Below are 13,116 nucleotides of genomic sequence, written 5' to 3'. Positions count from 1 at the left end.
TCTGAGAAGCTTCCCTTTGAAAGGGAGCCTGTAAGCAGGTACTTTCCATCGCTACTCAGGCATATTCCCCGAATCGCTCCCCATAGAGAACGGAGTAGAAATGTTAGGATAGGCAATCATCATACTCATCCCGTGTGCGGCGTGATTGAGATTATGGCAATGATCCATCCACAGGCCAGGATTATCCGCACGGAAGGCCACCTCATAGGACTCGTGAGGTTGAACCAGGATGGTATCGAGGTGGACTGGACTGCCCGTCAGGGGATGCCCATTGCGCGACAAAACGGTGAAGGTATGCCCATGAATATGGATCGGATGGGGATCGCCGCTCTCATCCACGATGCGGATTTTGATGAGCTGACCAGAGCTGACGGTAATCGGCGAGATATGTGGCATGGTCTGACCGTTGATGGTGTAGGTCATCAAAAATTGCCCGTTAAAAAAGCCTAGCTGCCGTCCCAGCACCATCTGTGTCTGCTGATCAAAGTGAGATTGCGGCGTGATCTCATCAACGCGTGGTTCCCCATAGCGCGAGAAGTCGAACCAGTTCAACGGCAGTGATGCAGGCGACGCAGGTGAACTCGCACCGTCTGGCCCAATCAACGCCGCTGGAGCTTGCAACACTTCTCCCTGTTCATCCGTGACCACCAGACGAACCATCCCGTCTTTTGGCATCTGAAAGTGCACATCAAAGCGCTGCCCTCCACCAATCGGCAGGAGGATCTTCTGCAACGGTTGCGGCTTGTTGAGATCATGTCCGTCCAGAGCGCTCACGGTAAAGGGGACCCCCACGAGTGTGATCCCTAGGGGATGATTCCTCGTATTGAGCAGGCGCAGGCGCACCCACTCCCCAGCTTGAGCAGAGACACGAGAGACCTGTTGAGTGGTATTGATCGTGATCCCGCCACCCAGGCTTTCCCAATCATGCAAGATGATCTGGGCATCAACATCATCACGTTCTGTCGGTTGGGCTGGATCGACGATCAACATTCCAAAGAGGCCGCGTGCAACCTGCTCATCACTTTGCTCATGGGAATGGTACCAGTAGGTACCAGGATCGGTGGCAAGAAAACGATAGGTATAAGATTGGCCCGGCTTGACGGCGTTCTGGGTAATGCCTGCAACTCCGTCGGCGACGTTGGGCACCCTCACGCCATGCCAGTGGATAGTCACTCCTTCCGGCAAGGTATTCACGAGTTTGACTACCACCAGATCTCCTTGCCGCACCCGCAAGGTTGGTCCCGGTGCCGTCCCATTATAGGTCCAGGCATCTACTGTTTTCCCCGCGCCAATATTCAGTTTGACCACCCTGGTCGTTAACGTGAACTGTTTGACAGATGGCGCGGTTTGTGGAGCCTGTAAGCTGGTCACGGGCGTACTCTGTCCACAGGACATAGAAGTGTCGGCGTGATCCATCGGCATCGTCATCGTGCATGCACTGCCCATATTCATGCTCCCAGGGAGCCGAGAACTCCAGAGTCCCCATCCAATGAAGCTTCCCGCAACAAGCAGAAGACCAAGTAGCGTCAGCAGAGATACTCTGACCCACCTTTTGATCCTGGGGACTTTTATCCTTCTCTTTTCATTTGATTTTGTCATATTTTCCTCTTGCATCGAATATGTATTCCTTTTTGTCTCTTCCAGAGAGAAGAAGCACTGTCCATGCAAGCATACCTGGGCAGAAACAGGTTGAGATCCATCCAGAGATGTAGCTCTTTGAGACCAGGGTTGCATTTCTAGACCTCATGATGCGGGACGGAGAAAGAGGGCGGATATGCACGATGCTTCTCTGCGTTCCTTCCCCTCGTCCGCCACGCATGTAGAGAGCAAGAGAGTCACCTTATTGCTCTGGTCCATTCAGGCTATTTTCCTATTCCGACTTTCTGTTCCAACCATGAGCGAACCTCAAGTCAGATTCGGCCAGCGGCTTTTGCTACTGGGCAATAGACTGCGTAGTCAACCCTCTTGAGTGACTATACATTTATTTTGTGAGACGCTCTTGCTCTGCTTCGCGCATTAGGGCCTCCTGTTGCTGATGCGCTAATGCTTGCATGACGAAAGAATGCATATCCTCTTTCTGCACGTGCCTCCCCAATGCTTCTTTCATTAGTCACATGGTCCTCCTGGATTTCCCAACAGGTTCACAATTGGGGTGTCTCCTATCGTCTTCTGACGAAGACCCATGCACAGACCAATCCGAGGAGGAGAACCCCTCCGGCGACTACAAAGGCGAGATGCATGCCTGAGAGGAACGTCTGCTGATTCCCCACAAGCGTTCCAAGGATCGCGACTCCGATAACCCCATCCACCTGCCGGCTCACATTGAGCATGCCCGATGCGATGCCTGATTGAGCTTTTGGAGCATGCGACATCACCGCCTCGGTCATGGCCGGTAAGACCAGGACAAGTCCGAATCCCAAGACGGCAGTGATACACGCCAGCAACAGGTAGTTAGTGTGTATCTCAACCAGCATAAACCCAAAACAGGCCAAAGTGCTGAGGAGCAGCCCAATGACCATCACACGTTTGGTCCCGATGCGAGCCATAAGCATGCCGGAGAGAGAGGTTGCGAGCAGGGCACTGCCAAAGGAAGGAAGCAGTGCCAATCCTGTGAGCGATGGCGTATAGTGTTGCACCTCTTGCAAGAACAGACTGATGACAAAAATGAAGCTTGTAAAAGTAAAGGTCTGGCACAGGGCGACCACATTGGTCGCAGAGAACGTCCTTTCTTGAAACAGGTTCAAGGGAAGCATCGGATGGCTGGTGGTCTTTTCTCTCCAAAGGAATATGAGGAAAAAGAGGGCACTTCCAGTATATGCTGCAAGAATCAGCGGAGACCCGTTTCCCAGGCTGTTTCCTTCAATCAATGCAAATGTCAATAGTCCCAATGCGAGAATACTTGCCACTTGCCCCGGAAGGTCCAGGTTGCGTCCTGCTTGCGGCGACGAAGGAGCAATAGAACGGAGGGTGAGCAAAAAGCCGAGGATGCCGATAGGCAGATTGATCAGAAAGATGCTGCGCCACCCAAACGCATTGACCAAAAAACCTCCAAGCAGAGGACCTGAAAGCGCTCCGATGCTGGCCACAGCGGCCCAGATGCCAATGGCTTGCACCCGTTTGTGTGCCTCAGTATAGATGGTATTTAAGAGGGCGAGCGAATTGGGGACAAGCAGGGCTGCCCCAAGCCCCTGGATGGCGCGGGCAATCTGCAAGACGAGCAGGGTTGGTGCCAGGCTACACAGCGTTGATGCCAGTGTGAAGAGGGCAAAACCGACCAAAAAAATCGTTCTGCTTCCTCTTCGGTCGCCAAGCGCTCCGCCAGTCAGCAGCAAACTGGCGAAGACGAGGGCATAGCCATCCACAATCCATTGCAGCCCGGTCACATTCGCGCTCAGGTGCTCTTTGATATCAACCAATGCTACATTGACAATGGTCACATCGAGAATCGTCATGAAGTAGCCAAGACAGAGAGCCAGCAGTGGCATCATGGTTTGTATTCTTGTTTGTTGAGTTGTCTGTTGAGATGAGGTCGTGATCATGTCCTTCTCTTTCACTGAAAGCGGGTCAATGCTTCCTCCCTTCCCGTTTATTGATGACCGACAATGGGATGCGGCACATACGGCTCTTCCAGGTATGCGACCTCTTCCCGGGTCAGATGGACGTCCAGCGCTCCGACGGCATCTTCCAGATGCGTAATTTTCGTTGCCCCGACGATAGGAGCAGTCACCGGTTGCTTCTGTAACAGCCAGGCCAGCGCGATTTGAACGCGCGGCACGCCATGCTTTCCCGCGATTTCCGCAACCCGTTTCACGACCCGTTGATCGGTCTCGGCGGTCGCATCGTACTTGCTCTTTGCGATCTGATCGGTTTCGACGCGAAGCGTGTTTTCCGAAGAACGGTCACGTGTTAATCTTCCGGATGCGAGTGGGCTATAGGGGATCACGCCAATCTTTTCCTCGCGGCAAAGCGGCAGCATCTCACGTTCCTCTTCGCGATAGATGAGGTTCAGGTGGTCCTGCATTGTGACGAAGCGGGTCCATCCATGCTTCTCGGCAACGTGCAGCGCCTTCTGGAACTGCCACGCGAACATGGCGGAGGCGCCGATGTAGCGAGCCTTTCCGGCCCTCACCACGTCGTGCAGCGCCTCCATCGTCTCCTCGATGGGAGTCTGGTAATCCCAGCGATGAATCTGGTAGAGATCCACATAATCCGTTCCCAACCGTTGCAAACTGTGGTCGATCTCGCTCAGAATCGCTTTGCGCGATAGCCCGGCGCCATTGGGTCCGTCATGCATCTTGCCGTGTACTTTGGTCGCGATGACGACCTCATCCCGATTCGCGAAATCCTTCAATGCCCGCCCGAGGATCTCCTCACTTTTCCCAATGGAATAGACGTTGGCAGTATCGAAGAAATTGATCCCCAACTCAAGGGCTTTCTTGATGATGGGCCGACTGTTTTCTTCATCAAGCACCCATTTGTGCACCCACCGTTCCGCATCCCCAAACCCCATGCAACCGAGGCAGATGCGAGACACATCCATTCCAGTGTTTCCTAACTTCGTATATTCCAAGCAATCTTCCTCTCTTCCCTCTTCTTTACGCCGATGGCACCAGCTTCAGCGTGGTCGCACGCGCTTGAGAGGCAATCATCGGGTCAACATAGGTTCTACTGTATCGCTGATACTTTGATCGATAGGCAGCGTCTATCTCGTGATTGAGCGCCTCATCGGAGCTTACATCTACAAACGTCACATCCTTCGTCACCCCGCCAGCCTCCATGTGTCCTTCGTGTCGTAGCTGTGCCTGCCGGAACCAGGCCGTTTCAGGGCCACGGTATCCTCTCACGTACAGCTCATCACCCACGCGAACGACCCAGATGGTGACAGGCGGGCGTGGCGTGCCATCCTTCTTGAAAGTCGCGAGCTGCAGTTCCTCTGCCGCTCCAATTCGTTCAAGGTCGTTCCGTGCCCAATCAGTCATTGTAGAACCTCCTTCGCATGAAAATTCATGGTTTCTTCCTCTCTTCCACCCTTACTCGCTAGCGAATGTATCGGGATCCGGACCCAGGCGTACGCCCTTATCGAGCGCCACCCATACGCTCTTTTCTGTTTGATCATTTAGCAGCAGGTATACCCCTAAACCAAATTGTGGCATGCTTACGCCATTATTCAATGTTACTACTGGAATATCTAGCATATGCGGTATTTCTTCTCCTATTCTCTTCATATTTGCCTGCTTCTTTAAAAATTGCTGCTTTCATACTTCCTCTATCTTATTCTCGCCAATGCTTAATAACATTGCTGCGAACTTTCATATAAGCTTCTTCTGACATCTGGCCATCCTGTTTTACTCTCAACAGTTAGCCAACTTCGCATCCAGGACAACCGCGATCTTCTTACATGCTTAGCCCTGGTACTGCTTGTCGCTGACGTGTTCCATCCAATCGACAGTCTTGCCGTCAAGCCGTTCCTGAATGGCGATATGCGTCATTGCAGTAGTTGGCGCGGCCCCGTGCCAGTGTTTCTCCCCCGGCTCAAACCAGATCACGTCGCCCGGCCGAATTTCTTCGATCGGACCACCCCTGCGTTGTGCGCGGCCATTGCCAGCAGTCACGACTAAGGTCTGGCCCAGCGGGTGAGTATGCCATGCTGTCCGAGCGCCAGGTTCGAAGGTGACACTGGCACCAGCCACGCGGGCCGGATCAGGGGCTGTGAAGAGGGGGTCAATGCGGACTGTGCCAGTAAAATACTCGGCCGGCCCTCGGCCGGAAGGTTGTGAGCCACTTCGTTTGATATCCATTTTCTCAATTCCTCCATCTTGAATCTTTTTTATTCATAAGCCTCACGCTCCCACCCCTTGCAGTTTTCTGTGACATGAGAGTCGATAAGAGCTGGATCAAACACTACGTCAGGGCACCTTATCTCTTCTTGAAGAAAAGTCCAGCTTATGAGCCCCGGAGAGAGAGGCTCGTCCTTTCTCTGATGGTTATTATAGACAGCCTGGAACCCGGAGTGGTAGAATAATTCTCGAAAATGATTGCCTGATTCTACAAATTTTTAGATAGGTAAGGCAGAAACGCAGAACGTCCCTGTCCTGTTCCGCGTGCAATGATATACAGCATATCTGGTCCAGGGATAACACTTAAAAGAAACGCAGCTATGAACCAGTGCCATCACACACTCCTGCCGCGCATAGCCCTCAGATGCCACCACCCCAAAGAGATCATGTTGAAAGATTTTTTGAGAACTGAACTCCACTACATACACCCCGGCCCGCTTATATCGATACCCAGGAACGTAGATTGTTCCCAGAAGCGCCTGCGCCAGGTCTAGCACATCCGGAGTGTATGCGCTCGCATACGGGAGCTTAGCCGACGCCTCCTTTGCATAGGGCTGTGCACGCGTTTTCCAGGGATTGGTCTGGATAAACACACTAACCCGCCCCACACGCGACCCTTGTCGCCTCACCTTCTCCATCACCGCCACCGCGTACGTCGATACAGCCTCTTCCAACTCCCCGTCTGGGACATGGCTCACATCGAGCCAACATTCATCTATCGAATACACCTCTTGCGCCACTCCAAACCGCGCTAAAACAGCCATAATCCGGTCCGAAAGGTCCTGATAGAGGGCATAGCACGCCGAAAATAGAGCCACGTTATGCCGCTCGATCACGTCCTGGATCTGAAAAAGCGGCACGCCCATACCAATATTCAAGGCCTTCGCCGCACGGTTCCGAGCAAGCACGCATGAATCATTGTTTGAGAGGACCACCACGGGGCACCCACGGATCGTCCCATCAAACAATTCCTGACACGACGCTTAGAAATTATCGACATCGATGAGCGCTAAAATACGCCGCCTCGCCGCGACACCCGCGAGAGCCTCCCGCGCAGCGACTCCCTCGCTCGCAGGTTTCTGACTACGAACGTGATCACTCCCCTCTTTAGCCTACTCTTCGGGTCAAAGCTTATGTATATCGCTCTAATCGCCTCGGCGATTTTTTCCTGAGTATAGTCCTCGAGTCTCATATTGAGGAATAGCTTTCCCAACGCTAAGGGAGTGAGGTCAACGCGATGGATATTTTAATAGCAGCGCACTCCACCAACACCATCATCCTATTGCTGAAGATGCCCCTTGTGCAGTACATATTCTTCCCTCTAACAGCCTGATCTTCCTATTCTATTATATAGAACTTGACCAATATAAGGATTCTCAAGTACATTGGGGTATAAGGATACAGTGCGCTGATCTCATATATCTACATTGACCAACTCCAAATTATTTGCAAAAAATTTCATGAAATTAAAGGACTTATGGCATGCCGATGATGGATCTCAACCCAAACAAGCCGGGAGGCCAGGGCCACACACCTCTCCCAGAGAGTATGGGCCAATTCCCTTCAGAATCCGCCAGCTTCTCTCATAATCCTATTTCTGAGCATGGAATGTTCCCAAATGCAACAGGTACCGGGACCAATCCTCAACGCTTCAATCCCGTCACTGACCCAGGGGTAAACTCGTTATTTCCTTCGCCTGAGCAGCCCAAAGCCACCCGTCAACTGGTGCCAGCATACAGAGAGGCTAATGCCAGTGGCAACAAAATGACGGTCCAGCGCGAGCCTGTGGTCATCAAGCCAGCTGGGATTAAGAGTGGGATTACCCGTCCACCCCAGGGACGCAGAATGGTCATTCAGATCGCGGTGGCCTCGCTCCTGCTCGTCATTCTGGCTGGAACGTTGCTCGCCACCATTCCCCTGGGGTTCGCCAATGGAAAGACTGGCCTCACCACCATTCTCTCGAGTAGCGGCCTCTACGATACGAAAAACGATAATTCCACGCTCTTAGCACAGCAGGCCGCGACCGCGACCGCGGTGACGCAGGATGGCTTTGATGCCGGCAATCAGTCCTATGTCGGTGTCAACCCTGGGCCCGCCCTCGGTGGCTCGGGCAATCGTTTCTTCCAGGGACAGTGTACCTACTGGGCGGCCTATCGCTTCCACCAGCTGCATGGCATATGGGTACCCTGGCTTGGCAATGCCTGGGAATGGCTGGGACAGGCCCAGAGCTACGGCTGGAAAGTCTCTGCGCAACCAACAGTGGGCGCAATCGTTGTGCTCCAACCAGGTGTACAGGGCGCGGGCGGCTACGGACACGTAGCCATCGTTGAATCGATTAACTCCAATGGAACGGTCCATACCAGCAACTATAACTGGTATATGGGTGGAGGTGGCTTTGGCGTGCTCTCCTACTGGGACTTCTCCTATCCCGGCTATCCCGGCATCGCCTTTATTACTAACTAACCATTATCTCCTAAAAAGAGGTGTAGGAGCTCGGCTCTCACCTCTTTTTTTTATGCATGGACCAGGGGCATCAAATAGGCCAGGAGCACCGCCTTCAACTCCTCAAGCAGGCGCACACGCTCCTCCCCTTCAACTGCCATAGCCAGGGCCATCAAGGCCTGGAAAATAGCGACGCAGACATGGGCGCAACGCAGGCGCTGCTCCTCATCCAATTGAGGTGCGCGCACCGCGAGCAGGGCCACAATACGCTCAATGACCTCCTGGCGCAGCTCCTGAGTCGCCTGCTCAACGTCAGAGAAAGACTGCGATCCAAAGAAGAGCGGGCGAAAACCAGCGTGCGCCTCCCGCAACTTCGCCAGACCCTGAATCAGGTGATCGAGAAAACTTGCGAGTGGTAGCTTATCTGCATCCACCGAGAGCCTTTGTGCGAAGAAGGCCCGCAACTCCTCGACATAACGCGCCACAATCGCGCGCAAGATGGCCTCTTTATTGGGAAAAAACTGGTAGAGCGAGCCAATTGAGGTCTGCGCCCGCGCGGCTATCAGGTTCGTCGTCGCATCCCCATACCCTTTCTCTGAAAATACCTGTTCCGCCGCGTCCAGCAACTTATCGATTCGGCGCTGCCCCCGCGCCTGCTGGGGCATACGACGCAGAGAGAGTTCCTTAGCCACGTGAGACCCTACCTTCTATTAACAGTATGCCGACGCTGCTAAAGCACGCGCCTATATACCGTCCATTATATGTAGACGCGTGCTTTAGCGGCGTCGGCCCCCATACAACTCCTAAATACCTCTTGACAACGTGAGTAAATGCTCATATTCTTAAGAGAGAAGAAGTGAGCTTCTACTCATATTTTAGCGCTCCTATTGTAGACCAGGTATGGGTAGCTTGTCTACGTTATAGGCAAGGAGAAGAGGACTATTCTTATGCAGCAGTTCAATGCGCTTCCAGGCCCCAGGGGGCTTCCTCTCGTGGGCAATGCCCCTCAGCTTCAACGCAATCCACTCGCTTTTATGCGCTCTACACGTGCGCAGTATGGGCACCTTGTGCGCCTCTCCCTGGCTGGCACACCTGTCGTCTGCGCCTATGCGCCAGAGCATGTGCTCTACTGCCTGACAGAACATCCACGCGACTTTACTTCGCTCCAAAGCCAGCAACGCAGCAATATGCGCGAGGTCCTGGGCGAGGGCTTGCTGACGACTGAGGGCGAGATCCATCGCCAGCAGCGTCGCCTGGTCCAGCCAGCCTTTCATCGCCAGCGCATCGATCAATATGCCGATGTGATGGTGCGCTATACCGAGCAGATGCTTGAGACCTGGCAACCGGGACAGGAGCTTGAGCTGGCCTCCGCCATGCAGCACCTGACCCTGCGTATCATCGTGCACACCCTTTTCAGCGTTGAAGAGCTCTCCCAGGCCAATCAGCTCAGCGAGGCCTTTACGGCGGTTATTGGGCGTCCGCCTCAGGGTCTGGGCAGGCCACGCGTGCTCTCACGCTTCTCAGCCCAGACACGCGACTTCAATCGCGGCAAGAAGACATTGGACGACTTTGTGTACGGGCTTATTCAGCAGCGGCGCGCAACGGGTGGCGATAGGGGAGACATCCTCGATATGCTGCTCACTGCCCAGGAGGAGGGCCAGGGCATGAGCGATTCCCAGGTCCATGACCAGGTAATGACACTGGTGGCCGCAGGCCATGAGACGACCCAGAATAGCCTCTGCTGGACATTCTATCTCCTGGCTCAACACCCGGAGATTCGCCAGAAGCTCCTGCTTGAACTCCACACGGTGCTCGCTGGACACGCCCCAACAGTTGCCGACCTGGCACGCCTCCCCTACCTGGAATGGGTCATGAACGAGTCCTGGCGCGTGCTACCGCCCGTCTGGCGCATGGGACGACGCGCCATCCGCGACTTCACGCTCGGAGACTACCACCTGCCTGCAGGGACTATCGTCCTCCTGAGCCAGTGGGTCACCCATAACGACGCGGAGATCTGGCACGATCCCCAGGAGTTTCGGCCCGAGCGCTGGGACCCTATCCAGGGCGAGAAGGTGCCACGTGGCGCCTACTTCCCCTTCGGCCTGGGACCACGCATCTGTATCGGTATGCCCTTCGCGCAGATGGAGACCAAACTCTTGCTGGCCGCGATCCTGCAACGCTACACGCCCGAACCTGTGCCAGACCACCCCATCGAACTGCTGCCGCGCGTCACCCTCCGCCCAAAGCATGGTATGCGCGTGACGCTCAATCCGACCAGTATCCAGGAGCAGATGGTAAATTACAGATTATGAGGTTGCAGGTACTGTTGCAGATGGCTGCGCTCCCACGCGAACCAGCGTTTGAGCACTGTCCGTAGCGCAAAAATTGCTGCGAACATGGCTATCTGTCTCCATGACCGTAGCTCAATAGTTTTGAGCAGCGTTCCAGCCAGCTTAAAACTTAAGCCAGTAATGATGCCATCGGCCACTATCAGCCGCGCTACGGTCACCTGCCCGGTCTTGAAGAGAACCACAAGACTCTTGAGCAGATACGCGATGATGAGCAAAGCACCAATAAATTCAATCATAGCTGCCCAGAGGCTAAACGTTACAAGATGGGTCAGGTTCATTGGGGCTTTCTCACCTCCGTTTGGAGCGGCACTGGCGGCTGTATATGAGTTGGCGGGCGGTGCCCCGGTGCTTGCGGATAACGTTGCGCCGCTCGATCTATTTCCTGCTGCAAGAAGTAGTTCAGGAGCGTACGTATCGTCGCGATGGCGGCGAGCTGACCAATTTCGGTCCAGGAAGGGGCAATGGCTGTACGCAGAATATCAGCACCCAATTCAAACTCCAGCGCCAGCGCCAGCCAGCGGCCCAATCCCAGGCGAATATACTCTGTGTATGGCTCCTGAGCTCCTATCTGCTGGCCTGGTTTGTGTAAAACCAGGCGCAGGGCATGAAAGGTGGCTTGTAGAGCGGCAAAGGCAACAAGAAGACCAGCGATGGCCTCAACGCCTGAAGCAAGGTACCCCGTCCAGATTTTAAACAGTTCTTCCATACACAAACACTACATTCTCAATAAGCAAGATAGCCCAGACCTGCCTGCTACGCGCCTGGACTCCGTTTAGCCAAAGCCAGGAAACCAGAGCTGACTCTTAGATATTTAATGTGCGATCACCAGGTCGCTATGACTTACACGATAACGGAAGACCCAGTAGTTCCAGATATGATAGGCCAGGATAAAGGGGAGCAGCCCCAGGGCAATTCAGCTCATCAGCGTCAAGGTATGGAGGCTGGAAGGTCAATTCCAGAAAGAAGAAAGGCTCATTGCCAATATAAGAAGGCGTGTGGCCGGTTCGCGATGCGAACCGGCCACACGCCTTTTTTTTACATCTCATCTACTTCTCGAAGGGCTGAAGGTACTCTCTCTCTGCCTCCCACATCTCATCAAAGAGCTCGCTCAACTCAGCAGGCGAGCAGACAGCCGCGCTCAGTGGATCGAGCATCAGCGCATAGCGGGCCGCCTCCTTGTTCTTGCTGAGCAGGGCCTCACACATTAAGGAGTGAATAGCCATGTGGCTACGGTTCAGAGCCGCAAGCTGCTCTGGCAGTGCACCAAAGTGGGTGGGCTGGACGCCATTGCGGTCGACGAGACACGCGACCTCAACACTGCCATCCGGCAGGTTATCGATGAGGCCCGTATTGCGCACGTTTCCATAGATCACCTGGGGGCGGTTCAATGTCACGCCCTCAATGATGTATGAGCCATATTCATGGCTGCGACGGAAAGGTAGCTCGACGCTACCATCAAGCATCTTCTGAATGCTTTCATCGTTCTTACGCCGCCACTCTGGCCAGTTGTTGGCATAGAAGCCGGTCTCGCCTAGATAGCCCGCGCGGGCATAGCGCTCAATCAGCTCTGGTCGCTTGCGGAAGTAGGGCACATACTCAGAGAAATGACCGCTGCTCTCCGTGACAAAGGCGCCAAAGTAGCGTGTCATCTCGAAGCGCACGGGGTCCTTCTCATAAATCTCGCTCTGCTGAATGCGCTCCAGCAGCAGTGGATAAGCATCCTTCCCCTGGTAACGCAGCTCGGTAAACCAGGCATTATGGTTGATGCCCGCACACTTCCACTCCAAGTCCTCATATGGCACGTCCAGATAGTTCGCGAGCTGTTTGGAGCTTCCCTGCACACTATGGCAGAGGCCCACTGTACGCATCGAGGTGCCTTTGAGAGCCGCATAGGTCAGGATCGACATTGGATTGGTATAGTTCAATATCCAGGCCTCAGGACACAGCTCTTCCGCGTCATGCAGAATATCCAACCAGGCGGGACCGGTGCGCAACGCTTTGAAGATGCCGCCAGGTCCGATGGTATCGCCGATGCACTGGTTGATCCCATACTTCATGGGAATATCGAAGTCATGGCGTACATTCGCCAGGCCTGCCACTTCAATTGTATTGACGATAAAATGGCTGCCGGGCAGCATTTCGCGCCGCTCGGTAGAGCTCTGCACACGCCAGTGCTTGCCACTATGTGCCACCAGTTTCTCTGCGATATTGTGAGCCAGTTGCAAGCGCGTAGCATCGATATCAACCAGCGCAATCACACCCTCATCCAGTCCCTCAATATGAAGAACATCTGTTATCAACTGGCGCGCAAAAACGGCACTGCCCGCGCCAATAAAAGTAATCTTTGGTGAACGTATAGGCATAATTATTGCCATCTCCTTCCTTGGGAAAGCGTAGTGAACATTCATTGTCCCCACCTGGTACAAGAGCGGCCTCCCCACTCCGTTAAAGCGCACACGTGTGCGCAAATCACTAAAAAAAAGAGA

Annotated in this window: 12 protein-coding genes and 1 pseudogene; 2 read left to right on the top strand and 11 right to left on the bottom strand. The window is 54.0% G+C overall.

Going from position 1 to position 13,116, the window contains the following annotated elements; all coding sequences use genetic code 11:
- Positions 1-51 precede the first annotated feature (51 nt).
- From KTE_RS46035 to KTE_RS46005, 7 genes and pseudogenes are all read right to left on the bottom strand, one after another.
- Entirely contained in the window at positions 52-1,446 is a 1,395-nt protein-coding gene (locus KTE_RS46035) for a multicopper oxidase family protein (protein ID WP_201394151.1), read from the bottom strand.
- Between the two features lie 713 nt (positions 1,447-2,159).
- Positions 2,160-3,539, bottom strand: coding sequence for an MFS transporter (locus tag KTE_RS46030; protein ID WP_201394149.1), 1,380 nt, complete (start codon positions 3,537-3,539; stop codon positions 2,160-2,162).
- A gap of 47 nt (positions 3,540-3,586) precedes the next feature.
- On the bottom strand, positions 3,587-4,570 hold the full coding sequence (locus KTE_RS46025; RefSeq protein ID WP_201394147.1) for an aldo/keto reductase: 984 nt from the start codon (positions 4,568-4,570) through the stop codon (positions 3,587-3,589).
- A gap of 25 nt (positions 4,571-4,595) precedes the next feature.
- Positions 4,596-4,979 (bottom strand): DUF2255 family protein, encoded by a 384-nt coding sequence (locus KTE_RS46020; RefSeq protein ID WP_201394145.1) that lies wholly within the window; start codon positions 4,977-4,979, stop codon positions 4,596-4,598.
- A 51-nt stretch (positions 4,980-5,030) separates the two neighbouring features.
- Positions 5,031-5,225: a hypothetical protein gene (locus KTE_RS46015; protein WP_201394144.1), complete on the bottom strand. Its 195-nt coding sequence runs from the start codon at positions 5,223-5,225 to the stop codon at positions 5,031-5,033.
- A 177-nt stretch (positions 5,226-5,402) separates the two neighbouring features.
- Positions 5,403-5,798, bottom strand: coding sequence for a cupin domain-containing protein (locus KTE_RS46010; protein WP_201394142.1), 396 nt, complete (start codon positions 5,796-5,798; stop codon positions 5,403-5,405).
- 257 nt (positions 5,799-6,055) lie between these two features.
- Positions 6,056-6,808: pseudogene (locus KTE_RS46005) on the bottom strand (hypothetical protein); the annotation flags it as partial.
- Between the two features lie 511 nt (positions 6,809-7,319).
- Here KTE_RS46005 and KTE_RS46000 point away from each other — a divergent pair.
- Positions 7,320-8,300, top strand: a complete 981-nt coding sequence (locus KTE_RS46000) for a CHAP domain-containing protein (RefSeq protein WP_201394139.1) — start codon at positions 7,320-7,322, stop codon at positions 8,298-8,300.
- Positions 8,301-8,350: 50 nt separating this feature from the next.
- Here the strand turns inward: KTE_RS46000 and KTE_RS45995 are convergent, their stop codons facing one another.
- The gene (locus KTE_RS45995; RefSeq protein ID WP_201394138.1) at positions 8,351-8,971 is read right to left on the bottom strand and encodes a TetR/AcrR family transcriptional regulator; all 621 of its coding nucleotides are present in this window, start codon (positions 8,969-8,971) and stop codon (positions 8,351-8,353) included.
- A 255-nt stretch (positions 8,972-9,226) separates the two neighbouring features.
- Between KTE_RS45995 and KTE_RS45990 the strand changes: the two genes are divergently transcribed.
- Complete coding sequence (locus KTE_RS45990) at positions 9,227-10,591, top strand: cytochrome P450 (protein WP_201394137.1); 1,365 nt, start codon at positions 9,227-9,229, stop codon at positions 10,589-10,591.
- Here the strand turns inward: KTE_RS45990 and KTE_RS45985 are convergent.
- The 3 genes from KTE_RS45985 to melA all read right to left on the bottom strand — a co-directional run bounded on the left by KTE_RS45985 (position 10,579) and on the right by melA (position 12,993).
- Positions 10,579-10,908: a DUF1622 domain-containing protein gene (locus KTE_RS45985; RefSeq protein WP_201393296.1), complete on the bottom strand. Its 330-nt coding sequence runs from the start codon at positions 10,906-10,908 to the stop codon at positions 10,579-10,581. The genes KTE_RS45990 and KTE_RS45985 overlap by 13 nt on opposite strands.
- Positions 10,905-11,336, bottom strand: a complete 432-nt coding sequence (locus tag KTE_RS45980; protein ID WP_201394136.1) for a DUF1622 domain-containing protein — start codon at positions 11,334-11,336, stop codon at positions 10,905-10,907. The genes KTE_RS45985 and KTE_RS45980 overlap by 4 nt, the downstream gene beginning before the upstream one ends.
- A gap of 340 nt (positions 11,337-11,676) precedes the next feature.
- Positions 11,677-12,993, bottom strand: a complete 1,317-nt coding sequence (gene melA, locus KTE_RS45975; RefSeq protein WP_236601030.1) for an alpha-galactosidase — start codon at positions 12,991-12,993, stop codon at positions 11,677-11,679.
- Positions 12,994-13,116 lie beyond the last annotated feature (123 nt).

This window comes from Ktedonobacter sp. SOSP1-85, from assembly GCF_016587415.1.
Lineage (GTDB): Bacteria > Chloroflexota > Ktedonobacteria > Ktedonobacterales > Ktedonobacteraceae > Ktedonobacter.
The sequence above is the reverse complement of the archived record's forward strand: the minus strand, read 5'-3'. Positions and strand labels throughout refer to the sequence as shown.

Bases quoted from the DNA above. Each gene is read 5' to 3' on its own strand.
- KTE_RS46035 (WP_201394151.1), bottom strand. From the start codon at position 1,446: ATGGGCAGTGCATGCACGATGACGATGCCGATGGATCACGCCGACACT.
- KTE_RS46030 (WP_201394149.1), bottom strand. From the start codon at position 3,539: ATGATCACGACCTCATCTCAACAGACAACTCAACAAACAAGAATACAA.
- KTE_RS46020 (WP_201394145.1), bottom strand. From the start codon at position 4,979: ATGACTGATTGGGCACGGAACGACCTTGAACGAATTGGAGCGGCAGAG.
- KTE_RS46015 (WP_201394144.1), bottom strand. From the start codon at position 5,225: ATGAAGAGAATAGGAGAAGAAATACCGCATATGCTAGATATTCCAGTA.
- KTE_RS46010 (WP_201394142.1), bottom strand. From the start codon at position 5,798: ATGGATATCAAACGAAGTGGCTCACAACCTTCCGGCCGAGGGCCGGCC.
- KTE_RS46000 (WP_201394139.1), top strand. From the start codon at position 7,320: ATGCCGATGATGGATCTCAACCCAAACAAGCCGGGAGGCCAGGGCCAC.
- KTE_RS45990 (WP_201394137.1), top strand. From the start codon at position 9,227: ATGCAGCAGTTCAATGCGCTTCCAGGCCCCAGGGGGCTTCCTCTCGTG.
- KTE_RS45985 (WP_201393296.1), bottom strand. From the start codon at position 10,908: ATGAACCTGACCCATCTTGTAACGTTTAGCCTCTGGGCAGCTATGATT.
- KTE_RS45980 (WP_201394136.1), bottom strand. From the start codon at position 11,336: ATGGAAGAACTGTTTAAAATCTGGACGGGGTACCTTGCTTCAGGCGTT.
- melA (WP_236601030.1), bottom strand. From the start codon at position 12,993: ATGCCTATACGTTCACCAAAGATTACTTTTATTGGCGCGGGCAGTGCC.